22 protein-coding genes are annotated in these 24,542 nt (G+C 67.3%); 11 read left to right on the top strand and 11 right to left on the bottom strand.

Annotation, left to right across the window (positions count from 1 at the left end; genetic code table 11):
• The first annotated feature begins 22 nt into the window (after window positions 1–22).
• Window positions 23–625 (top strand): 3-isopropylmalate dehydratase small subunit, encoded by a 603-nt coding sequence (leuD, locus tag CXY91_RS28750; protein ID WP_100965388.1) that lies wholly within the window; start codon window positions 23–25, stop codon window positions 623–625.
• Between the two features lie 27 nt (window positions 626–652).
• Here leuD and CXY91_RS28745 read toward each other — a convergent pair whose 3' ends face one another.
• The 4 genes from CXY91_RS28745 to CXY91_RS28730 form a co-directional block, all read right to left on the bottom strand.
• Complete coding sequence (locus CXY91_RS28745; RefSeq protein WP_100965387.1) at window positions 653–1,006, bottom strand: GIY-YIG nuclease family protein; 354 nt, start codon at window positions 1,004–1,006, stop codon at window positions 653–655.
• A gap of 117 nt (window positions 1,007–1,123) precedes the next feature.
• Window positions 1,124–2,368 carry a DUF1501 domain-containing protein gene (locus CXY91_RS28740; RefSeq protein ID WP_248307675.1) on the bottom strand — a complete coding sequence of 415 codons (1,245 nt, stop codon included), beginning with the start codon at window positions 2,366–2,368 and terminating at the stop codon, window positions 1,124–1,126.
• A gap of 2 nt (window positions 2,369–2,370) precedes the next feature.
• Entirely contained in the window at window positions 2,371–3,804 is a 1,434-nt protein-coding gene (locus CXY91_RS28735; protein ID WP_349236611.1) for a DUF1800 domain-containing protein, read from the bottom strand.
• A 172-nt stretch (window positions 3,805–3,976) separates the two neighbouring features.
• The gene (locus tag CXY91_RS28730) at window positions 3,977–4,765 is read right to left on the bottom strand and encodes a DUF4394 domain-containing protein (RefSeq protein ID WP_100965385.1); all 789 of its coding nucleotides are present in this window, start codon (window positions 4,763–4,765) and stop codon (window positions 3,977–3,979) included.
• A 201-nt stretch (window positions 4,766–4,966) separates the two neighbouring features.
• Here CXY91_RS28730 and CXY91_RS28725 point away from each other — a divergent pair, with 201 nt between their 5' ends.
• The 3 genes from CXY91_RS28725 to CXY91_RS28715 all read left to right on the top strand — a co-directional run bounded on the left by CXY91_RS28725 (window position 4,967) and on the right by CXY91_RS28715 (window position 7,103).
• Window positions 4,967–5,530 carry a sigma-70 family RNA polymerase sigma factor gene (locus CXY91_RS28725; RefSeq protein ID WP_091831558.1) on the top strand — a complete coding sequence of 188 codons (564 nt, stop codon included), beginning with the start codon at window positions 4,967–4,969 and terminating at the stop codon, window positions 5,528–5,530.
• A complete protein-coding gene (locus CXY91_RS28720) occupies window positions 5,527–6,273 on the top strand; it encodes an anti-sigma factor (RefSeq protein ID WP_100965384.1) in 747 nt (248 codons plus the stop codon). The genes CXY91_RS28725 and CXY91_RS28720 overlap by 4 nt, the downstream gene beginning before the upstream one ends.
• 80 nt (window positions 6,274–6,353) lie before the next feature.
• A complete protein-coding gene (locus CXY91_RS28715; RefSeq protein ID WP_100965383.1) occupies window positions 6,354–7,103 on the top strand; it encodes an SDR family oxidoreductase in 750 nt (249 codons plus the stop codon).
• A gap of 12 nt (window positions 7,104–7,115) precedes the next feature.
• Here CXY91_RS28715 and CXY91_RS28710 read toward each other — a convergent pair whose 3' ends face one another.
• Entirely contained in the window at window positions 7,116–8,303 is a 1,188-nt protein-coding gene (locus CXY91_RS28710) for a MalY/PatB family protein (protein WP_248307674.1), read from the bottom strand.
• Window positions 8,304–8,450: 147 nt separating this feature from the next.
• On the opposite strand from CXY91_RS28710, the gene CXY91_RS28705 reads away from it, so the two are divergent.
• Window positions 8,451–8,921, top strand: coding sequence for a hypothetical protein (locus CXY91_RS28705; protein ID WP_100965382.1), 471 nt, complete (start codon window positions 8,451–8,453; stop codon window positions 8,919–8,921).
• On the opposite strand, the gene CXY91_RS28700 is transcribed toward CXY91_RS28705, so the two are convergent.
• From CXY91_RS28700 to CXY91_RS31260, 3 genes are all read right to left on the bottom strand, one after another.
• The gene (locus tag CXY91_RS28700) at window positions 8,905–9,996 is read right to left on the bottom strand and encodes an ATP-dependent DNA helicase (RefSeq protein ID WP_100965381.1); all 1,092 of its coding nucleotides are present in this window, start codon (window positions 9,994–9,996) and stop codon (window positions 8,905–8,907) included. The genes CXY91_RS28705 and CXY91_RS28700 overlap by 17 nt on opposite strands.
• Window positions 9,997–10,063: 67 nt before the next feature.
• Window positions 10,064–11,740 carry a methyl-accepting chemotaxis protein gene (locus tag CXY91_RS28695; protein WP_248307684.1) on the bottom strand — a complete coding sequence of 559 codons (1,677 nt, stop codon included), beginning with the start codon at window positions 11,738–11,740 and terminating at the stop codon, window positions 10,064–10,066.
• A gap of 141 nt (window positions 11,741–11,881) precedes the next feature.
• Complete coding sequence (locus tag CXY91_RS31260; RefSeq protein ID WP_349236610.1) at window positions 11,882–12,112, bottom strand: hypothetical protein; 231 nt, start codon at window positions 12,110–12,112, stop codon at window positions 11,882–11,884.
• Between the two features lie 447 nt (window positions 12,113–12,559).
• Between CXY91_RS31260 and CXY91_RS28685 the strand changes: the two genes are divergently transcribed.
• Window positions 12,560–13,177: a LysE family translocator gene (locus tag CXY91_RS28685; RefSeq protein WP_100965379.1), complete on the top strand. Its 618-nt coding sequence runs from the start codon at window positions 12,560–12,562 to the stop codon at window positions 13,175–13,177.
• 4 nt (window positions 13,178–13,181) lie between these two features.
• Here the strand turns inward: CXY91_RS28685 and CXY91_RS28680 are convergent, their stop codons facing one another.
• A complete protein-coding gene (locus tag CXY91_RS28680; RefSeq protein ID WP_091831574.1) occupies window positions 13,182–13,877 on the bottom strand; it encodes an SDR family oxidoreductase in 696 nt (231 codons plus the stop codon).
• Window positions 13,878–13,911: 34 nt separating this feature from the next.
• Window positions 13,912–17,511 carry a hydantoinase B/oxoprolinase family protein gene (locus tag CXY91_RS28675; protein ID WP_100965378.1) on the bottom strand — a complete coding sequence of 1,200 codons (3,600 nt, stop codon included), beginning with the start codon at window positions 17,509–17,511 and terminating at the stop codon, window positions 13,912–13,914.
• 234 nt (window positions 17,512–17,745) lie between these two features.
• Here CXY91_RS28675 and CXY91_RS28670 point away from each other — a divergent pair, with 234 nt between their 5' ends.
• The 4 genes from CXY91_RS28670 to CXY91_RS28655 all read left to right on the top strand — a co-directional run bounded on the left by CXY91_RS28670 (window position 17,746) and on the right by CXY91_RS28655 (window position 21,328).
• Window positions 17,746–18,294 (top strand): TRAP transporter small permease, encoded by a 549-nt coding sequence (locus CXY91_RS28670; protein ID WP_100965377.1) that lies wholly within the window; start codon window positions 17,746–17,748, stop codon window positions 18,292–18,294.
• A complete protein-coding gene (locus tag CXY91_RS28665; RefSeq protein ID WP_100965376.1) occupies window positions 18,294–19,598 on the top strand; it encodes a TRAP transporter large permease in 1,305 nt (434 codons plus the stop codon). The genes CXY91_RS28670 and CXY91_RS28665 overlap by 1 nt, the downstream gene beginning before the upstream one ends.
• A gap of 34 nt (window positions 19,599–19,632) precedes the next feature.
• Window positions 19,633–20,619 (top strand): TRAP transporter substrate-binding protein, encoded by a 987-nt coding sequence (locus tag CXY91_RS28660; RefSeq protein ID WP_100965375.1) that lies wholly within the window; start codon window positions 19,633–19,635, stop codon window positions 20,617–20,619.
• 190 nt (window positions 20,620–20,809) lie between these two features.
• The gene (locus tag CXY91_RS28655) at window positions 20,810–21,328 is read left to right on the top strand and encodes a winged helix DNA-binding protein (RefSeq protein WP_091831584.1); all 519 of its coding nucleotides are present in this window, start codon (window positions 20,810–20,812) and stop codon (window positions 21,326–21,328) included.
• A gap of 15 nt (window positions 21,329–21,343) precedes the next feature.
• Here the strand turns inward: CXY91_RS28655 and CXY91_RS28650 are convergent, their stop codons facing one another.
• Window positions 21,344–23,017, bottom strand: a complete 1,674-nt coding sequence (locus CXY91_RS28650; RefSeq protein WP_100965374.1) for an acyl-CoA dehydrogenase family protein — start codon at window positions 23,015–23,017, stop codon at window positions 21,344–21,346.
• Between the two features lie 232 nt (window positions 23,018–23,249).
• Here CXY91_RS28650 and CXY91_RS28645 point away from each other — a divergent pair, with 232 nt between their 5' ends.
• The gene (locus CXY91_RS28645) at window positions 23,250–24,518 is read left to right on the top strand and encodes a cell wall hydrolase (RefSeq protein WP_100965373.1); all 1,269 of its coding nucleotides are present in this window, start codon (window positions 23,250–23,252) and stop codon (window positions 24,516–24,518) included.
• The last annotated feature ends 24 nt before the right edge of the window (window positions 24,519–24,542 follow it).

Below are 24,542 nucleotides of genomic sequence, written 5' to 3'. Positions count from 1 at the left end.
AAGACCTGCCGGAGTATCCGCCATGCAACCCTTCACCACCCTGACCTCGACCCCCGCCCCGCTGAAGGTGATCAATGTCGACACCGACATGATCATCCCCAAGCAGTATCTGAAGACGATCAAGCGTACTGGCCTCGGCACCGCGCTGTTCTCGGAGATGCGCTACAAGGACGACGGGTCGGAGAACCCTGATTTCGTTCTGAACCAGCCGGCCTATCGCAAGTCGGAGATCCTGGTCGCCGGCGACAATTTCGGCTGCGGCTCGTCGCGCGAGCACGCGCCCTGGGCCCTGCTCGATTTCGGCATCCGCTGCGTGATCTCCACCAGCTTCGCCGACATCTTCTACAATAACTGCTTCAAGAACGGCATCCTACCGATCGTGGTCAGCCAGGAAGATCTCGACAAGCTGTTCGACGACGCCGACCGCGGCTCCAACGCGACGCTGACCGTCGATCTGGTCAACCAGAGCATCAAGGGGCCGGATGGCGGCGAGGTCCGCTTCGAGATCGACCCGTTCCGCAAGCACTGCCTGCTCAACGGCCTGGACGATATCGGCCTCACCATGGAGAAGTCGAGCAAGATCGACGCCTATGAGGAGAAGCTGAAGGGCCGCGCCTGGGCCTGAGTAGCGGGTATCCTAAGCCGCCAACGATCAACAGCCCTCATCCTGAGGAGCCGCGTCAGCGGCGTCTCGAAGGACGGGGGCTGTGGGTTTCCGCTTCGACAAAAGCGAGAGGCGTTCGAAATCGCCCGCGATGAACGCTTCCTTCTTGGCGCGAGACCAACCCTTGATACGTCGCTCCATGGCAATCGCATCTGTGATAGCCTGGAAATGCTCGGCAAAGACCAGCGTTACCGGTGTGCGTTTAGAGGTAAAGCTGTCAGGGTAAACACAATTGTTGTGCTCCGCGACGCGGATCTCAACGGTCGAGCGCGTTGAGCCAGTATAAAAGGCTCCGTCGGCGCATCTGACAATGTAGACCCAGCATCCATTGGTATCGCGCATTGCGATCCCCCAGAGTCCGACTTCTCAGGCGTAAGCCATCAGCAGCCTTTCTGGATCATCCTTCGAGACGCCGCTACGCGGCTCCTCAGGATGAGGGCTGTGGAGAAACTAGGCTGACTATATAATCAGCCCCTGCATCGGCGCGAGCCCGCCGGTGCCGGGGAACACTTTCTCGGCCAGCACCGGGCCGGAGAGCCCGAACAGATCGGCGACCACGCCCTTTGCAACCGCGCGGATGTCGGTGGTCGGCCTAAGGTCGCGCTGCTCGTGCAGTTGCTCCGGCTTGAGGCCGGGCCAGTCGACGATCATCCGCCTGCCCTTGACCGCGCCGCCGACCAGGAAGGCGACCGTGCCGGTGCCGTGATCGGTGCCGACGGTGCCGTTGACGCGGGCGGTGCGGCCGAACTCGGTGACGACCATCACCACCGTGTCCTTCCAAACGGTTTTGAGCCCGCTCTCGAAGGTGGCGAGCGCGCCGTCGAGCCCGCCGAGCAGCGTGGCGAGCCTTCCCTTGGCACCGCCTTCATTGGCATGGGTGTCCCAGCCTTCGAACGCCAATGCCGCGATGCGCGGACCGTCCTCGGCGCCGACCAGTCGCGCGGCGCCCTCGGCGATGCGCTTCATGCCCTCGGCGCTGTCGGGTCCGCCGCCGCCGCGCGGCTGCTCGGCGCCCTGCTTCGACGCGATCAGTTCGGTCTCGATCGCGCGTTTCAGCACCAGCGCCAGAGCAGGATCGCGCTCGCCGTAGAGATCGCCGAGACGCTGGACGAGGTCGGCGCCGGCCCGCGCCATGCGCGGCGGCGCCCAGCCGAGCACCGGCGCCGAGCCGCGCACCACCAGAGGCGGGACCACGCCGACACCGAGCGCGCCATGGCGCGAGACCGCCTCGCCCGGTGGCAGGCTGGCGATCAGCCGGTTGAGCCAGCCGCTATCGGTCTTGCCCGGGCGGCCCTGCCCGCTTTCGAGCACATCCTGCCCGTCGAAATGCGAGCGCTCGCGATAGCCGGTGGCGCTGGCATGGACGATCGCCGCCTTTCCCTCGGCATAGAGCCGGGCCAGGTTCGGCATCGCCGGGTGCAGATAGAAGAAGCCATCGAGCGGCAGCGCCGCCTCCGGTCCGTCCTTGGCCAGCGCGATGCCCTCGCGCAGATCGGCGTAACCGGGGTCACCGAGCGGGGGCACGGCCGAGAGTCCGTCGAGCGCGCCGCGCAGCACCACCAGCAGGAAGCGGGAATCGCGCGAGCCAGCCGCCGCATGGGCGAATTTCGGCATGTAGGACCAGGCAAAGAGCGCGCTGGCCGCCCCGAGCACAGCCCGGCGCGAGGGCGTCATCCGTTCGCAGTCATCATCATCGGCGGCCATGCTCACCTCCGCTGGAATTCGGGCGACATCAGCAGCAGGGCGAGCGCCTGCGGCTTACTCTCGGCACGCGCCACCGCCTGCCGGGTCTGCGGCGACGCGAGCGGGCCGAGCACCTCCTCGACCAGCGCGCGCGGATCGGCGACCGAACCTGCCGCCTGCCGGCCGAGCTGGGCTGCGACATCGATGCGGGTCTTGATGCCCTCGGGCGTTGCCCAGGCGGCGTTCGTGTCGGGATAGCCGTCCGGGCCGGAGGGCTGCCAGAGCGGCTGTCCCATCACGCCGAGCGGCCCGGCGACCTGGCCATAATCCGGCTTGCGGCCGAGCGCCCGGAACGCGGCGACCAGGAATTCCTGCGGCGTGCGCAGCTTGGTCGCGGGCGCTACGCCCGCGAGTTCCGAGGTCACCAGCGCCCGGGAGAGCGCGGCGAGGTCGCCGCCCGTGTCGCGGAAGACACGCGCGAGCTCGGCGACCAGCGCCTGCGGCGGGTCGTCGGCGACGAAATGGCGGGCGAGCTTGCGGGCGATGAAGCTCGCCGTGCTCGGATGACGGGCGAGATCGGCGAGCGCCGCCATGCCTTTCTCCTTGCCCTCCTGCCGGTAGACCTTGCCGAGCAACCTCTGGCCGCCAGGATCGTGCAGACCGGGATTGAAGGCGAAGGAGCCGGGGAAGCCCAACCGCGCATCGCGCCCGACCACCGTCCAGCCGGTGATGATCCGCGCCAGAGAGGTGACGTCGGCCTGCGTGTAGCCGCCGGAGACGCCAAGCGTGTGCAACTCCATGATCTCGCGGGCGAGGTTCTCGTTGAGGCCGCGGCCGCGGCGCTTGCCGGCGCGCGAATCCGGACCGATCGAAAGCTGGTTGTCGAGGAAGTTGAGCATCGCCGGATGGCTCTCGACGGCGATCAGCAGGTCCTCGAAACGGCCGAAGATATTGGGGCGGATCGCCTCGCGCTCGAACGCGCCGGCCATGGCACGAACGAAATTGCCCTTGGCGACCGAGACGCAGAAATGGTTCGACCAGAACTGCACCAGCCGCTCGGCGAAGCCGGCCTCGGCCTCCAGCGCGCCCTGGACGCGGCTGACGACCTCCTCGCGATAGACCGCCTGCGGAAAAGGCGGGGCCGGCTGCGCCGGTGCCGGGATCGAGCCCTGCGGCTGGCTTGGCATGGGTGATGCAGCCGCGACCTGAACGCCCTGCCCCATCGCCGGCTGCCCGCCGCCATGCTGGACGGCGACGCGCTTTGCCTCGCGGGCGGCGCGCTCCTCGTCCTCGAAAGCGTAGAGCGCCCGGCCGATCGGCGCCGCACCGGAGAAGCCGACGCGCGGCTGCGGCGCCCCGTCGCTGCTAATCTCTGCGAGCAGGCGCTCGCGAACGTCTGCAACCGTTCCGCCCTGCCCCGGCTTCGGGCCGAGGCCGAAGCGTTGCAAAGCCTGCATCCTCAAGCGTGGGTCTGACCAATCCGCCATGCCCTCGCCTCCGCCATCTGCGTCGCCATCCGCAAACTCCACTGCAACTATGGCGAAAGCCCGGCCGTGTCCGCGATGGAAAAAGGCCGCCGCTCCCGGGGGAGGAACGGCGGCCCTTTGGAAATCAGGTGATGCGTTCAGCTCACATCGCCGGCAGCGCGGCGACGTCGCGCACCGCTGCGCTGATCCCCGCGATCTTGCCGACCATGGCAGCCTTGCCGGTGGCGAGATCGACCTTGTAGAGTCCGCCATCGGCGACGAGCCAACCGGTGTTGCTGCCGTCCGCCGCCGTCTCGATGTCGAAAGCGATCGCCTTCGGGGTCACGCCGAGCTTGCCGATCGCGCCGAGAACGCCGTCATTCGGCGGCGCCTGCTTCAGGAGCCCGCCAATCTTGCCGTCGATGTCGTAGAGCGCCGTCTCCTTGGTGCCCTTGACCGAATTGCTGTAGGCGCCGGCGACGACCATCGGCGTCTCGCCCTTGTGCATGTCGGTCTCGGCGAATTTCAGCTTGCCGTCGACCGTGGTCTTGCCATCGTCGACGTTGACGCGAAGGTTGGTGCCATCGGCGCCGATGACACGCAGGCGATCGGCGGCCGGGTTGAAGTCGACCGTCGCCAAGGTGCTGGCGGACAGGACCGTGTCCATCTTCGACTTCATCGTGGCCTTGCCGGCCTTGTCGACCGTGTAGATCGTGCCGTCGGCGGCAAGCGCATAGAGCATGCCGTCGGCGGGACGGACATCGATGCCGGCGATCTTGCCGTTGATGCCGCTGACCTTCATCGACTTGCCAGCCTTCTGGGTGGCGGTATCGACCATGGTCAGCGTGTCGTCGCCGGTCAGAACGGCGAGCGTGCCGGCCTGGGCTGCAGTCGCCGCGAAAGCCGCGCTGAGAATGGTGGAAGCGAGAAACAGGTTGCGGGCCTTGGTCATGTGACGTCCTCCGGTTCGTGTCGCGATCTCTGAAGGGCTGGCCGACGCCTCCTGCGGCCGGCACCCATGGCGGATAGCGGCGGGCTCCCGGACCGGATGCGAAAGAAAAAATAAAAGCCTCCGGGAGCATCCAAGGCGGCAGGTATCGCGTATCAAGGGGCTCGCCGCATCCGAGAGGACGGCGGGAAAGCGGGGAGATGGATGGCGACCGACGCTACGCAGCCGCGACAGACCGGCGAGATCGAAGCCGCGCTGCTCGCCTGCGCCGCCGGCGATAAAACTGCACTCCGCCGCATCTACGAGGCCGAGTCGCCGCGTATGCTCGGTGTAGCGCAGCGTTTGCTGAAGCGCCGGGCGCTGGCGGAGGAAGCGGTGCAGGACGCATTCGTACTGATCTTCAGGCATGCCGGCCGCTTCGATCCCGAGCGCGGCGCCGGCCTGACCTGGATCTACGCGATCCTGCGCAACCGCTCCCTCTCGATCCTGCGCGACGAGAAGCGTACGGAGACCAGCGATACCCCGATCGCCGAGGAGACGGCGAGCGAAGAGGACGATCCCGAGACCGTGATGGCGAAACTGTCCGACGCCAGCGCGCTGCGGGCCTGCCTGGAGACGCTCTCGCCGCAGCGCCGCGGCCTCGTGCTGCTCGCCTTCGTCCAGGGTCTCACCCATGGCGAGATCGCCGGGCGGCTCAAGCTGCCGCTCGGCACGGTGAAATCCTGGATCCGCCGTTCGCTGCTCTCGCTGAAGGAGTGCCTCGGATGAGCCCCGCCGCCGATGCCACCTCCCCCGAAGCCATCGCGCTCGCGGGTGAATATGTCCTCGGCCTGCTCGAAGGCCGTGAGCGCGAGGCCGCCGAGCACCGTCTCGAGCAGGACATTTCCTTCGCGACGGCGGTCGAACGCTGGCGCCGCCATTTCGCCGCGCTCGACGCCACGGCCACACCGATCACACCATCGGCCCATCTCTGGTCCCGCATCGAGGCCGGGATCGCCGGGCTGATCCAGCCGACCGCCTCGGCGGGGATCGCGCGTCCGGCCTTGGCAACCTCCGGCCGCTTCGCAAACTGGTGGAACAGCTTGTTCGTCTGGCGCGGCGCAGCCTTCGCCGGTGCATTGGCGAGCGTGCTGCTGGCTGTCGGCCTCTTCGGCGCGCTCGATCGCGCCAAGCGCCAGCCGCTGATGGTCGCAGTGCTGCTGACCGAGGGCAACGCCGCCGCCGCCGTGGTCAACACTTTCGCCGATGGGCGGGTCGAGATGCTGCCTTTGCAGAGCATCGACGTGCCGGCCGGCAAGGCGCTCGAGATCTGGACGCTGTGGGACCGCGCCGTCGGGCCGCGTTCGGTCGGCCTGATCGACCGCGCGCGCTCGACGCCCCTGCGACTCGACAACCTGCCGCTCGGCAACGGCCAGCTCTTCGAGATCACGCTGGAGCCGGCGTCGGGCTCGCCGACCGGGCGCCCGACTGGCCCGATCATCGCCAAGGGCACGACCTCGCAACGGCTGTGATGGACCGGGCCGGTGCTGACGCGACAGGACGCCGCCGTGCGGCAAGCTCGGCGGACCTGCAAGGCTGACGGCGAGAGGCGATGACTGATCTGAACGGACGAACGGCGCTGATCACCGGCGCCGGCAAGGGCCTCGGCCTCGCGATCGCCAAAGGGCTCGCCGCGCGTGGCGCCGATGTGGTGATCCATGGCCGCAGCCAGGCAGCGCTCGACAGCGCGGCGGCTGAATTGGCGGCGGAAGGCTTGGCGGTCTCGACCTTCGCTGCCGATCTCGCCGACGAGGATGCGACCGCGCAGGCGCTCGATGCGCTCCTCGCCCGTCATCTCCGCATCGACATCCTCGTCAACAATGCCGGCTTGCGCGATCGCCGGCCGCTCGATGCGCTCGACCGCGCCGCCTTCCGGGCGCTGCTGGAGGTCAATCTCGTCGCGCCGTTCGACCTGGTGCGGCGGCTTGCGCGGCACATTCCTGATGGCGGGCGGATCGTCAACATCACCTCGATCGCCGGCTCGATCGCGCGGGCCGGCGACCCCGGCTACATCGCGACCAAGGGCGGGCTGGAGGCGCTCACCCGCGCTCTCGCCGCCGAGCTCGGCCCGCGCGGCATCACGGTCAATGCCGTCGCGCCCGGCTTCTTCGCGACAGAGGCCAATGCCGGCCTCGTCGCCGATCCCGGCATCGCCGGGATGCTGGCGCAGCGGACCTCGATCGGGCGCTGGGGCGTTCCCGACGAGCTGGTTGGCGCCGTCGCCTTCCTGTGCTCGCCGGAAGCGGCCTATGTCACCGGCGTGACGCTACCGGTCGACGGCGGCTATCTCGCGCATTTCTGAACGAAGCTACCTTCACTGCAGGTCGGCGAAGGCCTGCTTCAGGCGCTCGGCCGCCTCGACCACGACGGCGCGCTGGGTCGCGAGGTTGAAGCGCAGGAAGCTGTCGCCGCCGGCGCCGAAACTGCTGCCGTGGTTGACCGCGATCTTCGCCTGCTTTTCGACGCGGGCGATGAAGTCCTTCGGCTCCATGCCGGTGCCGGAGAAGTCGACCCAGGCGAGATAGGTCGCCTCCAGCGGCATCGAGCGCAGGCCGGGGATGGCGTTGATCGCCGCGTCGAAGACCCGGCGATTGCCGTCGAGATAGGTGGCGAGCGCATCGACCCAAGCGGCACCCTCCTTGCTGTAGGCGGCGGTCGACATCTCCATGCCGAAGGAGTTCGGAGAGATGCCGAGCGCGTTCATGCGGGCGCGGAACGGGGCACGCAGCTTTTCATCGGGGATGATGACGTTGCCGACATGGGCGCCGGCGATGTTGAAGGTCTTGGTCGTCGCCGTCATCATCACCAGGCGATCGACGATCTCCGGCGCAGCCAGCGGCATGACCATATGCTTGTAGCCGGGCATGACCAGGTCGTGATGGATCTCGTCCGAAACCAGGACGAGGTCGTGGCGGACGCAGAAATCGGCGATCTGGCGGAGCTCGTCACGGCTCCAGACCCGCCCGCCCGGATTATGCGGCGAGCACAGGACCAGCATCGTCTCCTTGCCGGTCATCTGCGCATCCCAGGCTGGGATGTCGAGGACATAGCGGCCGTCCTGCTGCGCCAGCCGGCATTCGACGACGTGGCGGCCGGCCGCCTTAATGACGCGGGCGAAAGCGTGGTAGACCGGCGTCATCAGGACGACGCCGTCGCCCGGCCTGGTATAGGCGTCGACGCAGAGCGCCGTTCCGTTCACCAGCCCATGCGTGGTGAAGACCGCCTCCGGTTCGACGCTCCAGCCATGGCGCTCCTGCATCCACCAGCGGATCGCGTCGCTGTTCGTCTTCTCGTGGCCAAAATAGCCGTAGATGCCATGGGCGGCCATCGCCTCGACCGCGGCCTGGACGCAGGCCGGCGGGCGGAAATCCATGTCGGCTACCCACATGGCGATACCGTCGGAGACCGGCACGCCGTAGATGGCTTCCATCTTGTCCCATTTGGCGCAGTTGCTGCCGCGGCGGTCGATGCGCAAATCAAAGGTCGAAGCTGCGATCATCATGGGTTCCGATGCATTGCCGGGCCAGCACAGGACCATCGCATACCAAGAAAAATCTTCTCCGCCAGCAGCGTTTCACGCAATTCCCATCTACCGTGACGGTCTGGCGCCGGCTCGCCGCAGAACGCCGAAGGCTGCTATAGGCGGCTCATGAACCTGCCCGCGCCCCTGATCGAGACTCTCGATTCCGTCGCAAGAATCATGGAAGCGGCACGCGATCCCTGGTGGATCATCGCCAGCGCCGCAGCGGCCCTGCATGGGGCCAGGCCGATCACCGTTGCCGACGTCGATGTCCTGCTCAGCGTCGAGGATATCGGCCGTATCCTGCCGCTGATCGGGATCGAACCCTATCCGGCGCCGCCGAACCCGCTGTTCAGGTCCAAAGTCCTGGCAAAATGGGCAACGCAGCCCGTGCCGGTCGATCTCATGGCCGGTTTCGAGCATCGCGTCGGCGATGCCTGGCATCCGGTGCAGCCAGTGACGCGTCAGGCCGTCACTCTCGGCTCGGCGACCGTCTACATCCCCGAGCGGGATGAGCTCAGGCGCATCATCGCAGGGTTCGGGCGCCCGAAGGATCTGGAGCGCGCCCGCCTGCTCGCAGAGCTTACATCACCACCGTGATCGTCTCGGCCGCGCGGGTCAGGCCGGTGTAGAGCCAGCGGGCCCGGTGCTCGCGGAAGGCGAAGGCCTCGTCGAACATGACGATGTTGTCCCACTGCGAGCCCTGCGCCTTGTGGACGGTCAGCGCATAGCCGAAGGTGAACTCGTCGGTGTGGCGGCGCAGTTCCCAGGGCACCTCGTCCTCGGTGCCGTCGAAGAAATTCGGCATGACCGAGACCTTGACCGGCTTGCCGCCAGTGTCGTCCTCCGGCGTCACCCGCATGGTGACGAGCCCCTTCTTCGAGGTCTTGAGCTCCTGCACGATCCAGGCGCCGCCATTGAGCAAGCCCTTGCTCTTGTCGTTGCGCAGGCAGACCAGCTTCTCGCCGACGGCCGGGACATTGGCGGTATGGCCCATGAGCTGGCGCATGCGGGCATTGTAGAGCCGGCGCGTCTTGTTGAGGCCGACCAGCACCTGATCGGCCGAGAGCACCAGCTCCGGCGTGATCTCGGCGCGCCTTATGATCCGACTCGCGCCATAGTCGCCGACCTCGAGCCGCCCGCCCTCGCGCACGATCATCGACATGCGCACGATCGGATTGTCGGCCGCCTGGCGGTGGACCTCGGTCAGCATCACGTCGGGCTGACCTTCCGTGAAGAAGCCGCCGCCCTTGACCGGCGGAAGCTGGGCGGGGTCGCCGAGCACCAGCACCGGCGTGCCGAAGGAGAGCAGGTCACGCCCGAGCTCCTCGTCGACCATCGAGCATTCGTCGATGATGATCAGCTTGGCCTTGGCCGCCGTGCTCTCGCGATTGAGCACGAAGGTCGGGCTCTCCTCGTCGACCCCGCGCGAGCGGTAGATCAGCGAATGGATGGTCTGCGCGCCCTCGCAGCCCTTGTTGCGCAGCACGAGCGCCGCCTTGCCGGTGAAGGCGGCGAAGACGACGGTGCCGTCGACGCCCTCGGCGATATGCCGGGCGAGCGTGGTCTTGCCGGTGCCGGCATAGCCGAACACGCGGAAGAGCTGTGGCGAGCCGACCTTCAGCCAATCGGCCACGGCGGCGAGCGCCGCGTCCTGCTGCGGCGACCAGCTCATGGGAGGTTGCAGATGCTTTTGGGCATGGCGCACAAGGCCGCGAGTCGGGCGGCCAAGGCAAGCCGGTTCAGGCGGCGCGCAGGCGCCGGGCGAATTCGTCGGCCTCGGCCTGCAGCGCCGAGATGCGTTCGTCGAGCTGGCGGGCGCCGCTCGCGCCCTGCTCGGCATGCGCCGTGGTCTGGACACCGGCGCCGGCGATCGTCGTCACCGCGGCCGCCGCCTGTCCGGTGACCACCGAGATGCGCGCGATGGTCTCACCAAGCCCCTGCAGCAGGCCGGTATGCGAGGCGACCATGGTCGAGATCTCGGTGCTCGCCTGCTCGACGGCGCCGGCGCGGCTCGCGATACCGGTGATCGCTTGTGCAGCCTGCGACAGCGCCGTGTCGACGGTCGCGATCCGCATCGAGATCTGCGCCGTCGCGTCGGCGGTCTGGGTCGCCAGGGCCTTGACCTCGCTGGCGACGATCGCGAAGCCGCGGCCATGCGTGCCGGCGCGAGCCGCCTCGATCGTGGCGTTGAGTGCGAGCAGGTTGGTCTGGCGCGCGATCGCCTCGATCAGCTGGACGACATCGCGGATCTTGCCGGCGTTCTCGGTCAAGCGGCCGACCAGGCCGACTGTGCCGGAGGCGTCGCGGGTCGCGAGGCTCGCTGTCTCGGAGACGCGCCTGACTTCGCGATTGATTTGCTCGACGACCGCTTCCAGCCGCACCGCCGCATCGGCGATGCGTATCGCCTCGTCACCGGCTCCGGCGACGGCCTGCGCCGCGGCATTGCCGCTGTGCGAGATCTGGCCTGCACGCAGGGCGGAGGCGTCCAGCGCAGCGCGCAGGCCCTCGCTTAGCCGGCCGATATCGGCGAGCAGACGGCCGATGCGCGCCTCGAACTCCTGGGCGATCCTGTGCAGTTCCTCCGTCCGATGCTGCCGATGCTGCTGTGCGAGATCGGCCTCGGCATCGCGGGTGACGAGAGTGGCGCGGACCTCGCTCAGCGTGCGCACGGTGCGGGCAAGCTGGCCGATCTCGTCGCGCCGCTTGCCGTAGGGCACCTCGACTGCACGATCCGAGGAGGTGACCTTCGCAATGGTCTCCATCAGCACGTGCAGGGGCCGCGTCAGATAGGTCCGCAGCAGCAGGATCGCGAGCAAACCACCCGCCAGCGGAAGACCGGCAGCGATCAGGATCACGCGCAGCCTGACTTCCTGCGCCAGAGCGCGGGCGCGGCTGGCGGCGAGGCCGGCCTGGCGATCGAGATCGTCGCGGAGCCGCGCCGTCGCCGCGATGATCTGGCGGACGTTCTCGCGCGCCTCGGCGGCTGAGGCCTCGATCAGCGCCGCCTTGGGCGAGACACGCCGGCCGATATCGACGATGTCGCGCTGGAAGGCGATGAAGGTCCTGATGCGCGGGTCGAGCACGGCATTGACCTGGCGCTGGCCGGCAGGCAGCGACGACAACAGATTGGCGCGTGCGGCATCGACCAGCTCGACCGCTTCATCGAGTTGGTCGAGCGCGGTTACGACCGCCCCCGGCTCCGTCGCATCGTCGAAACGGCTGAGGAGCGAAGCTTGCGCGACCCGGCTCGACAGCAACGCCGCCTTGTTGGCCAGCTGCTGTCCGGAGAAGGCCTCGCGGTCGATCTCGTGGACGGAATCGAGCCCGCTGACCGCGCTCGCCAAACCGAGGGCAGCGGCGATCCCGAAGATCGCGAACAGGACAGTGATCTTGGCTGTAAGCCCGAACGGCCGCATCGTCTTCACCGCTTCGTCAGCGAGCAGAGCTTTCGCAAATGCGAGACAAACAGATCCTTAACGGAGCCAGCTAAGTATCTAAAAAATATAAAATATTTGGCTTGACACCGACCCTTCGACACCCTTGCGAAGGCGCTTCCGCTACAGGACGCAGCGCATCAGTGGCCGACCCGACTTCTGCCTGGCGACCTCGACGAACCCGGCGCGCTGGAACACGCTCTCCGGACCGACATAGAGCCCGTCGGCGCTGCGCCTGGCCTCGTTGTCCATCGGCGCGGCCTCGACCAAACATGCGCCGCTCGCCCGCGCGAAATCGAGCCCGCCAGCCAGCAGCACCGCCGTGACGCCCTTGCCGCGAAAGCCCTTGCGCACGAAGAAGCAGGAGGCCGCCCAGTTGCGCTCATCCTGCGCCGGCGCATCCGGCAGCGGCGTCGAGCCCGGCGCGGATTATTCCATTCGGGCACATGCGCCCGCGGTCCGATCTGCAGCCAGCCGACAGGAACCTCGCCGGCAAAAGCGAGCACGCCCGGCGGCGGCCCCTTCTCCACCCGCTCCTCGAAAAGCTGGCGCGCTCCCTCGCCAAGCAACGGCTTGCGCAATTTCGGCGGCATGCGGAAATGATTGCACCAGCAGCCATAGCAGGGCCCTTGCGGGCCGAAGAGATCCTCGAGCGCCGGCCAAAGCTCCGGTGTCAGCGGGACGACCCGGAAATCCGTCTCTGTCAAGCGCCCCTCCCTCTCTCGACAGGCCGGCCCAAACAGGAGAGGAATGATGCGCCGCCTGCGAGGCGACCGCCAAGCCCGCCGGGAGGCTCCCCCCATGTCACTCGAACTCTTCGCCGCCTATCTCGCCGCCTGCCTCGTCATCGTGATCGTTCCAGGCCCGACGGTGACGCTGATCATCGCCAACAGCCTGTGCCATGGTAGCCGCGCCGGGCTTCTCAACATGGCAGGAACGCAGGCCGGGCTCGTGATCATGATCGCGATCGTCGGCATCGGCCTGAGCTCGGTGATCGCGGCGATGGGTCACTGGTTCGACTGGGTCAGACTTGCCGGCGCAGCCTATCTGATCTGGCTGGGCTGGAAGATGTATCGCAGCGCCGGCGAGATCACCGAGGGCGCGGCCGAGGCTCGCCCGCCGCGCGGCGGCTTCTTCCTGCAGGGGCTGCTGGTCGCGCTGAGCAACCCGAAGACGCTGGTCTTCTTCGGCGCCTTCTTCCCGCAGTTCCTCGATCCGGCGCGCGACTACGCCACGCAGATCGCGATCATGGGCGCGATCGCGATGTTGTTCGCGGCAATCAGCGACAGCGCCTATGCGATCCTCTCCGGCCGGGCCGGCCGCTTCCTGTCGCAGCGGCGCGTCCGGCTGATGTCGAAGGTCAGCGGTGGCTTCCTGATCGGCGGCGGGCTCTGGCTCGCCTCGACCCGCGGCAGCTGAACCCCTACCAGGGGATTTCGTCGCCCTTCCAGTTCCGGAAGCTGTTGGTCTCGCGCATGCCGGAGGCGTCGATCGTGGCGATCAACCCGGCGGCGCTCTCAGCCGGCGGGATGTCGGCGCCGCCTCCGCCCATGTCGGTGCGGACCCAGCCGGGATGGAACAGCAGCACCGCGACCTCGCTGCCGCGCACCGCATTGCCGAAACCGACCATCACCATGTTCACCGCCGCCTTGGAGGAGCGATAGGCGATCGCGCCGGAGGGATTGCTGCCGATCGAGCCCATGCGGCTGCTTATTGTGACGATCTTGCGACCGGTGCCCGCCTCGACATTGGGCAGGAAGGCCTGCGCCACCCGCAAGGGGGCGTAGACATTGACCTCGAAGACCTCGCGCCAGGCGTTGAAATCCATGTCGAGCGCCGACTGCCGGTCGCGCGGGCCGTAGACGCCGGCATTGTTGACCAGCACGTCGATCGGGCGGCCATCGAGCGCCTGCTTGGCTGCGGCGACGCTCTTGTCGGAGGTGACGTCGAGCTCCAGCGGAGTCAGCGTCCCGGCCTGCCCGCCGGCGACCTCCGCCAAAGCCCCGCCCCAGGGATCGCGCGCCGCGGCGACGACATGGTCGCCCCGTCGCAGCAATTCCATCGTCAAGGCCAGGCCGATGCCGCGATTGGCACCGGTGATCATCCAGGTCTGGGGCATGGTCGGTCTCCGTCTTAGAGAGCAGACCTAAGCGTCAGGACTTCGGCTTTCCATAGCCGCCCGCCGTCGGCGTGATCACGGTGACAGCCTCGCCGGCCTGCAGCAGCGTCTGGTCCGATGGCTTGAGCTCCTCGACCTCGCCAGAAAGCCGCCGGACCAGCGTCCTGCCGAGCTCGCCGGGCTCGCCGCCCTTCATGCCGAAAGGCCTGACCTTGCGATGCGAGGCGAGGATGGCGCAGTCCATCGTCTTGAGGAACCGGATGGTGCGGCTGGTGCCGTCGCCGGCATTCCATTCGCCCTTGCCGCCCGAGCCGGCGCGGATGTGAAAGTCCTCGAGCACGACCGGGAAGCGCGTCTCCAGGATTTCCGGATCGGTCAGGCGCGAATTGGTCATGTGGACGTGGACGCCCGAGGTGCCGTTGAAGCCCGGCCCGGCCGGCGAGCCCGAGCAGATCGTCTCGTAATACTGGTACTGGTCGTTGCCGAAGGTCAGGTTGTTCATCGTGCCCTGCGAGGACGACATCGCCTCCAGCGCGCCGAACAGCGTGTTGGTCACGGCTTGGCTGACCTCGACATTGCCGGCGACGACGGCGGCTGGATAACGCGGCGCCAGCATCGAGCCCTCCGGCACGATCACCTTGATCGGGCGCAGGCAGCCGGCATTCATCGGGATCGCGTCGTCGACCATGACGCGGAAGACGTAGAGCACGGCGGCGCGGGTGACGGGCGCCGGCGCGTTGAAATTGTCCTCGCGCTGCGGCGAGGTGCCGGTGAAGTCGACCGTCGCCTCGCGCTTGTCACGATCGATGGTGATCTTCACCTTGATCGCGCAGCCCTGGTCCATCGGATAGGTGAACTCGGAGTCATGCAGGCGGGTCAAAAGGCGCGCGACGCTCTCGGCGGCGTTGTCCTGGACGTGGCCCATATAGGCCTGGACGACGTCGAGTCCGAAGGAGCGGATCATCTTACGCAGTTCCGCCACGCCCTTCTCGTTGGCGGCGATCTGCGCCTTCAGATCGTTGACGTTCTGGACGACATTGCGGACCGGGTAGCGCGCACCGGTCAGGAGCTTGACCAGCTCCTCCTCGCAGAAGCGGCCCTGATCGACGATCTTGAAGTTGTCGATATAGACGCCCTCTTCCTCGATATTGGTCGCCAGCGGCGACATCGAGCCCGGCGCAGTGCCACCGACATCGGCGTGGTGGCCGCGGCTAGCGACCCAGAACAGAATCTGCTTGTCCTCGTTGTCGAAGACTGGGGTACAGACCGTGATGTCGGGCAGGTGCGTGCCGCCGTTGTAGGGCGCGTTCAGGCAGTAGACGTCGCCCGGGCGGATCACCGGATTGTTCGAGATCACCGTCTCGACCGAGCGGTCCATCGAGCCGAGATGCACCGGCATGTGCGGCGCGTTGGCGACGAGCGCGCCGGTCTGGTCGAAGACGGCGCAGGAGAAGTCGAGCCGCTCCTTGATGTTCACGGAATAGGCGGTGTTCTGCAGCGTCACGCCCATCTGCTCGGCGATCGACATGAACAGGTTGTTGAAGATCTCGAGCATGACCGGGTCGGCCTTGGTGCCGATCGCAGCGTTCTGAACCAGCGCCTTGCTGCGGGTCAGGACAAGATGGTCCTTGGCGGTCAGCTTTGCAGTCCAGCCATCCTCGACCACGACGGTCTGGTTTGGCTCGATCACGATCGCCGGGCCGGCAATGCCCTGGCCTCGGGCCATCGCCTCGCGCCGGACGATCGCCGCCTCGTGCCACTGCCCCTTGGAGAAGAAGCGGGTGCGCTCGGCGACCTCCGGATCGCCAGCGCTCTCGGCTGCCGCAGCCTCCTCGAAACGGGCGCCGCCGCCGACGGCCTCGACCTCAACGGCCTCGACGACCAGCGCCTTGGTCTCGTCCATGAAGCCGAAGCGGGCCTTGTGCGCCGCCTGGAAGGCGTCCTGCATTTCGGCGCGGCTGCCGAAGGGTGTCGCGATCGCGGTGTCGGTGCCGGCGTAGCGGATATGGGCGCGGACATGGATGGCAATGTCGCCATCCGGCACGCCCTGCCCGGCAACTTCGCCCTTCGCCTCGGCGCCCAGCCTGTCGGCGAGCACGCCGATCGCGGCCTTGGCCTCGGCATCCAGGGGCACGTCGAGCGCCGCAGTGCGGGTTGCGCGGATCTCGGCCAGGCCCATGCCATAGGCCGAGAGCAGGCCGGAGAATGGGTGCAGCAGCACCGTCTTGATGCCGAGCGCATCGGCGACGAGGCAGGCATGCTGGCCGCCGGCGCCGCCGAAGGAATTCAGCGCATAGCGGGTGATGTCGTAGCCGCGCTGGACCGAGATCTTCTTGATCGCCTCGGCCATGTTGGCGACGGCGATCTGGACGAAGCCGTCGGCGACCTCCTCGGGCGAGCGACCATCGCCAACTTCAGCGGCGAGAGCGGCGAATTTCTCGCGCACCGTCGCGACATCGAGCGGCTGGTCCTGGCCGGGGCCGAAGATCGGCGGGAAATAGGACGGGATCAGCTTACCGACCATCACGTTGGCGTCGGTCACGGCGAGCGGGCCGCCGCGGCGATAGGCGGCCGGGCCGGGATTGGCGCCGGCGGAATCGGGGCCGACGCGGAAGCGCGAGCCGTCATAATGCAGAATGGACCCTCCACCTGCAGCAACGGTATGGATCAGCATCATCGGCGCGCGCATGCGCACGCCGGCAACCTCGGTCTCGAAGGCGCGCTCGTATTCGCCGTCGAAATGGGCGACGTCGGTCGAGGTTCCGCCCATGTCGAAGCCGATGACCTTCTCGAAGCCGGCCGAGCGGCCGGTCTCGGCGAGGCCGACGACGCCGCCGGCCGGGCCGGAGAGGATCGCGTCCTTGCCCTGGAACAGGTCGGCGGCGGTGAGGCCGCCCGAGGACATCATGAACATCAGCCGCGCGCCGGTGCGGGCGATGTCGAGCTCCTCGGAGACCTGCGCGACATAACGGGCGAGGATCGGCGAGAGATAGGCGTCGACCACGGCGGTGTCGCCGCGCCCGACCAGCTTGATCAGCGGCGAGACCTCATGGCTGACCGAGACCTGCGGGAAGCCGATCTCGCGGGCGACCTTGGCGGCGAGCTCTTCATGCGCCGGGTAGCGATAGCCATGCATGAAGGCGATGGCGACAGCGCGGAAACCGGCATCGAACTCAGCCTGCAAGGCGGCGCGGATCGCGGCCTCGTCTGCGGCCTTCTCGACCGTACCATCGGCGAGGACGCGCTCCTCGATCTCGACCACTGCGTCGTAGAGCTGCTCCGGCTTGATGATCTCCTTGGCGAAGATGTCGGGCCGGGCCTGGTAGCCGATGCGCAGCGCGTCGCGGAAACCCTTGGTAGTGACGAGCAAGGTCCGGTCGCCCTTGCGCTCCAGCAGCGCATTGGTCGCGACCGTCGTACCCATGCGGACCTCGCCGACCGTGCCGGCAGGGATCGGCTCGCCTTGCTTCAGGCCGAGATGATCGCGGATGCCCTGGACGGCGGCGTCGCGATAGGCTCCGGGATTCTCGGAGAGCAGCTTGCGGGCATGCAATTTGCCTGCGGGATCACGGCCGATCACGTCGGTGAAGGTGCCGCCACGGTCGATCCAGAAGTCCCAACGGCCGTTCGTCATCTGATCCCCCGATTATTGGCCAACAAGGCTCTTTGACGTTTCATCGATAAATCGTCGATGAAACGTTGACAAGCTCATTTCGCCGATTAGGATCGACGATCAGCGATCGGGACATGGCTGAGGGGCCGGGCCGATCTTAGGGGAGGCTTTCATGACGGGACCAGTCCTGGCAACCGCCGCTTTGCGCATGGCCGAGCGGCCCGGCGCGGCGACGCATCGTCGCGAGGCGCGCGCATGATCCGCCGCTTCCTCGACGCACTCTATCTGGTCTCCGGCTGGCTCTCCGGCGTCAGCCTGGTCGCGATCTTCGTGCTGATGATGTTCATGTCGATCGGCCGCGAGATCAGCTTAAACATTCCCTCCGGTGACGATTTCGCCTCCTGGGCACTGGTGGGAATGGCCTTTTTCGGCCTCGCCCACACCTTCAAGCGTGGAGAGATGATCCGCGTCGGCCTGTTGATCGAACGACTCAGCGGCCGCCGCCGGCAGGTCGCCGAACTGGTGTCGCTCACCGTTGCATCGGCCTTCATAGGCTATTTCACCTGGCAGACCGGGCGTCTCGCGCATGATTCCTGGCGCTTCGACGACATGTCGACCGGCGTCGTGTCCGTGCCGCTATGGATTCCGCAGCTCGCCATGGTGATCGGGCTCGGCATCCTCCTGATCGCGCTGCTCGACGAATTCGTCATCGTCGCCCGCGGCGGACGTCCGACCTATCAGCCCGAACCGCCGAAATCCGTCGAGGAACTGGTCGAGCGCGTCGCGCAGGGTGGAGGCGTCTGATGTCCCTGCCCGAACTCTCGCTCGTCCTGCTGCTCTTCCTCGTCGGTATCCTGGCGAGCGGCGTCTGGATCGCCGTCGGCCTCGGCCTTGTCGGCCTCTTGGCGATGAACCTCGTCACCAATGTCCCGATCGGCCAAGTGCTGGCGACGACGGTGTGGAGCGCCACGGCGTCCTGGACCCTCGCGGCCCTTCCGCTCTTCATCTGGATGGGCGAGATCCTGTTCAGGACGAGGCTGTCCGAGCAGATGTTCCAAGGTCTCTCGCCCTGGCTGCAATGGCTGCCCGGCCGGCTGATCCATACCAACATCGTCGGCTGCGGCATCTTCGCGGCGGTCTCCGGCTCGTCGGCCGCGACGGTCGCCACCATCGGCAAGATCGCCCTGCCCGAGCTGGCGAAGCGCGGCTATGACGAGCGCCTGAGCCTCGGCACGCTCGCCGGGTCCGGCACGCTCGGCCTCCTGATCCCGCCATCGATCCCGATGGTCGTCTACGCAGTCACCGCCAACGTCTCGGTGCTGCAGGTCTTCCTCGGCGGCTTCCTGCCCGGCCTGCTCGTGATGGCGCTCTACATGGGCTACGTCATCATCTGGTCCTGGCTGAACCCGGGCAAGACCCCCCCGCGCGACCCGTCCCTTCCGTTCCGCGAGAAGCTCCGGCAATCGGCCAAGCTCGCCCCCTGCCTGCTGTTGATCGCCGCCGTCTTCCTGTCGCTGATCCTCGGCTTCGCGACCGCGACCGAATGCGCTGCCTTCGGCGTCACCGGCGCGCTCTTCCTCGCCTGGTGGAGCGGTACGCTGACCTGGGCGGCGCTGCTCGAAAGCATCATGAGCGCGACCCGCCTCACCTGCATGATCATGCTGATCCTTGCGGGCGCGGCCTTCTGCACGGCGGCGATGGGCTTCACCGGCATCCCGGCGGCGCTGGCCGAATGGGTCAAGGGCCAGCAGCTTTCGCCCCACATGCTCGTGCTGGCGCTGACCGTGATGTACATCATCCTGGGGTGCCTGATCGACGGCATCTCGATGATCGTGCTGACGGCGGTTATCGTGCTGCCGATGGTCAAGGAGGCCGGGTTCGACCTCGTCTGGTTCGGCGTCTACCTCGTCATCCATGTCGAGATGGCGCAGATCACCCCGCCGGTCGGCTTCAACCTGTTCGTGCTGCAGAACATGAGCGGCAAGGACACCTGGACGGTTGCGAAAGCGGCTTTCCCGTTCTTCATTCTGCTCAACGTCGCGGTGGTGATCATCACGACCTTCCCGCAGATCGTGCTCTACTTGCCCAAGCTCGCATTCCCCGATTGAGTTCAAGACCAAGCAAAAGAGAGAGGGACAACGCATGTTCAACCGCAGAACCGCCATCGCCGCCTTCGCACTCGGCTGCAGCGCCTTCGCGCTAGCCGCCCCCGCCTCGGCCCAGACCAAGTGGAACCTGCCGGCGGCCTACCCTGCCGACAACCCGCACTCGGAAAACCTCGTCCTCTTCGCCAAGGACGTCGAGACCGCGACGTCAGGCAAGCTGCAGATCACCGTCCACCCCGGCGCGGCACTGTTCAAGGCGCCGGAGATCAAGCGCGCCGTCGCCAGCGGCCAGGCCCAGATGGGCGAGGTGCTGATCTCGCTGCACGAGAACGAGGACCCGGTCTTCGGCATCGACGTCGTGCCGTTCCTGGCGACCTCGTTCGCCGACTCGATGAAGCTCTACAAGGCCTCGAAGGCGGCGGTCGAGAAGAAGCTCGACAGCCAGGGGATCAAGCTGCTGTTCATGGTCCCGTGGGCGCCGCAGGGCGTCTATACCAAGAAGGAGCTCAACACGATCGAGGACATGAAGGGCCTGAAGTGGCGCGCCTATAATGTCGGCACCGCCCGCCTCGGCGAATTGCTCGGCATGCAGTCGGTGACGATCCAGGCGGCCGAGCTGCCGCAGGCGCTGGCGACCGGCGTGGTCAACTCCTTCATGTCGTCGGGGGGCACCGGCTACGACTCCAAAGCCTGGGAGACGCTGACGCATTTCTACGACGTCCAGGCCTGGATCCCGAAGGACGCGACCTTCGTCAACAAGGCCGCCTTCGACGCGCTCGACAAGCCGACGCAGGAGGCGATCCTGAAGGCCGCAGCCACCGCCGAAGCGCGCGGCTGGAAGATGTGGGAAGAGAAGACCAACTGGTATCTCGACCAGCTCAAGGCCAAGGGCATGAAGGTGCAGGCCCCGTCGCCGGCGCTTAAGGACGGCTTCAAGAAGGCCGGCGAGACGCTCACCGCCGACTGGCTGAAGAAGGCCGGCGCCGACGGCCAGGCGATCGTCGACGCCTATAAGAAGATGTGAGGCGCGATGCTTTCCTTCTCCCCTCGGGGGAGAAGGTGGCAGCGCGAAGCGCTGACGGATGAGGGAAGGATAGGCTCGACCTGTCCGACTCTCACCCAGTCGTACTGCCCTCATCCCCCTGCCGGGACCTTCTCCCCCGAGGGGAGAAGGGAGCCCCCCGCGGACCGCGCCTCTTTCGGCTAGAGACAGCATGCTCCCTTCCGACGACCTCGGCCCGATCGTCTCTTCCGGCCATCTCGCCTCCGGCGCGATGCCGGCGCTGTCGGAATTCGAGTTCGCGCTGACGATGACGGTCCACGCCTTCCAGCGCTGGATGCTGCGCTGCATGACCGCCGCCGGTATTCCCGAGCTGACGCCCATGGACGTGCTCGTCCTGCACAACGTCAACCATCGCGGCAAGGCCAAGCGCCTCGCCGACATCTGCCTCGTCCTCAACATCGAGGACACGCATCTGGTGAACTATTCGCTGAAGAAGCTCGAGCGCCTGAAGCTTCTGAAGAGCGGCCGCAAGGGCAAGGAAAAGACCGTTGCGATCACTCCCGCGGGCGAGGACGCCTGCAAGCGCTACGCCCAGATCCGCGAGCAATTACTGGTGAAATCGGTGCTGGCGACCGGCGTCGATCCGGCCCGCCTGTCCGAGATCGCCGCCGCGATGCGCTCGCTGTCGGGCCAGTACGACCAGGCGGCGCGGGCGGCGGCCAGCCTCTAGGCCAGAGGCCTCACCTCACCCCTCCACCAGCCGCCGCGCGATCACCTGCGCCTGGATCTCGGCCGCGCCCTCGAAGATGTTGAGGATGCGGGCGTCGCAGAGCACGCGGCTGATCGGATATTCCAGCGCAAAGCCGTTGCCGCCATGGATCTGCAGGGCGTTGTCGGCCGCCGCCCAGGCGACGCGGGCGCCGAGCAGCTTGGCCATGCCGGCTTCCAGATCGCAGCGCCGGTCGGCATCCTTCTCGCGCGCGGCGAAATAGGTGAGCTGGCGGGCGATGACGAGCTCGGCCGCCATCATGGCGAGCTTGTCGGCGACGCGCGGGAAGGCGATCAGCGGCTTGCCGAACTGGATGCGCTCCTGGGCATAGCGCAGGCCGAGATCGAAGGCAGATTGCGCGACGCCGAGCGCCCGCGCCGCGGTCTGGATGCGGGCGGCCTCGAAGGTCTGCATCAGTTGCTTGAAGCCCTGCCCTTCGACGCCGCCGAGCAGGTTCTCCCCCTTCACCTCGAAGCCGTCGAAGGCGAGCTCGTATTCCTTCATGCCGCGATAGCCGAGCACTTCGATCTCGCCGCCGGTCAAGCCCTCCACCGGGAACGGCTCGGCATCCGTGCCCCGCGGCTTCTCGGCGATCAGCATGGAGAGGCCGCGATAGCCCGGCGCATCCGGATCGGTGCGGACCAGCAGCGTCATGATGTCGGCGCGAACCGGGTGGGTGATCCAGGTCTTGTTGCCGTAGACCTTCCAGGTGTCACCGTCCTTCACCGCCTTGGTGCGCAGCGATGCGAGGTCGGATCCGGTATTGGGCTCGGTAAAGACGGCGGTCGGCAGGATTTCGCCCGAGGCGATCTTCGGCAGCCAATAGGCCTTCTGCTCGTCGGTGCCGCCGTTCAGGATCAGTTCGGCGGCGATCTCGGAGCGGGTGCCGAGCGAACCGACGCCGATATAGCCGCGCGAGAGCTCCTCGGAGACGACACACATCGAGACCTTCGACAGACCCATGCCGCCGAACTCCTCGGGGATGGTCAGGCCGAACACGCCGAGCTCGGCCATCTGCTCGACTACCGGCAGCGGGATGTACTCGTTCTGAAGATGCCATTCATGGGCATGCGGCGTGACCTGCTGCTCGCAGAAGCGGCGCATCTCCGAGCGGATCGCTTCAAGCGTCTCGTCGAGGCCGGGATCGCCGACGCTGGCGAGGCCCTGGCTCTGGCTGAACAGCGCGACGAAGCGAGCTCGGTTCTCCGGCGTGTTGCCCTCGGCGATCAATTGCTCCGCCGCGTCCGAGCAAGCGGCGGCGACGGCCTTGGCCGTGAGGCCTAGCGCCGGCAGGCGGACGATCTCGCCCTGGCTCATCGGGATGCCGCCGAAGATCTGGGCGGCATACTCGCCTGCGCCGATCCGGATGGCGTAGTCCTCGATCGCGCCGTAGCGATCCTCGGCCTGCAGGCGCTCGCCATAAGCCTTGAGCTCGCGCAGGCCCATCACATAGGTGGCGAGCCAGGAGAGGCCGTGCGCAGCGTGCTGCTCCTGCTCAAGCCTCGCCGAGGAAATCCGGCCGTCGACCAGCACCTTCTGCCTGACGGCTGCGACCGCCTCCTCCAGCAAGGCCTCGAAGCCCGGCAAGGCGGCAGCGATCAACGCGACGGCATTGGCTTCGGAATCGGCCTTGAGGGCGGTGGCATTCATGTCTCTCTCCCTTTGTTGCGGCGCAGCATAAGGGACAAATCCCCGATCGGGAAAGCCGTCTTTTGGCGGAGGGCCGCCGACGCGAGCGGACGGCCGTTAACCGCCTTTCAACCCTGACAAGGGATTATCCGAGTGTCGCGAATTTGCATCATCAGGATTCGCGGTCGCTCATCTGTCGTCTTTGCGAAACGAGGGCCTGGGTCAGTTGCGTCTGCGTCGGCGATCGAAGCGAATGGGCTGGCAGAAGCTGCGCTGGGCGCTGGCGACCGTCGCTCCCTGGGCGCTCTCGGCCGGCATGCTGGTCTCCTTCACCGCTTCGGCCGGGCAGAAGCCCGATGTCCTCGGCCCGCCGGGCTCGCTGATCCCCCGCACCGCGCCGGGCGCGCTCTCCGACCTTGCGGAAGGCCCGTCGCTGCTCGTGGCCGCCAGCGCCTTTCGTATGCCGGAGCGCGCCTATGCCCGCCTGATCCAGCCGGCGCGACTTTCCTTCGAAACGCCCGAGCGGACCTTCGCGATCGACCCGCGCCAGCCGCGCGAGGACATGAAGCGCACGGCCAGCGCCTTCCCGCAGGTCGACCGCAGCAGCAAGGGCGATCCGATCGTGCCCTTACGTCCGACGCTGACCCGCAACGGCCCACCCGGCGAGCTCGAGCAGGTCGTCTTCGGCGACACCCAGCCCGGGCTGATCTCGGGCGGCTTTTCGCTCGAAGCGCAGGAAAGCCCGGAGGAGCCGCCGCTCGGCTTCGAACCCTTCCTGCGCGACGAGGGGATGACCGACCCGGCCCTGTCGGATTCCTCGCCGACGGCGGTTCCGAAGAGCATCGGCTCTCCGCGCCATGGCGAACTGAATCCGGAAAACCTCGACGGCTCGACGCCGTCCGTCTCCACGGCGCTCGGCCAGTCCTCCAGCACGCCCGCAGCCACCGGCGTCGCCGGAGCGGCCTCCGCCACGCCGATGCAGATGGCGCCCGTTGCCGCCGAGCCGAAATCGCGCATTCGGATCGCCAAGTCGGAGCGCGGCACGACCATCGACCTGCGCACCGTCGACCCCAGCGAGAAGCAGATCTACACCAGCCTGATTGCGCCCGAGAACATGGCCAAGGAGCAGCGCTGCCTGGCCGAAGCCGTCTATTTCGAGGCGCGCTCGGAAGGCGAGCAGGGCCGCGCCGCAGTGGCGCAGGTGGTGCTCAACCGGGTCAAGAGCGGGCTCTACCCGAACACGGTCTGCGGCGCGGTCTACCAGAACGCAAGCCGCCATCTCGCCTGCCAGTTCACCTTCGCCTGCGAGGGCAAGGCGCTGCGCATCACCGAGCCCGGCCCCTGGCGCGACGCCGTCCGCATCGCCCGCGAGGTTTATGACGGCACGACCTATCTGGCTGAGGTCGGCGCCTCCACCCACTACCACGCCGACTATGTCCGGCCGTACTGGGCGCGGAAGCTGAAGAAGATGGACACGATCGGCCGGCACGTCTTCTACAAGCTGCGGCCCGGGCAAACCTAGTCGTGTTGTGAAACGAACAACCGA

This window comes from Allobosea sp. FBZP-16, assembly GCF_002831785.1.
Classification (GTDB): domain Bacteria; phylum Pseudomonadota; class Alphaproteobacteria; order Rhizobiales; family Beijerinckiaceae; genus Allobosea; species Allobosea lupini.
The sequence above is the reverse complement of the archived record's forward strand: the minus strand, read 5'-3'. Positions and strand labels throughout refer to the sequence as shown.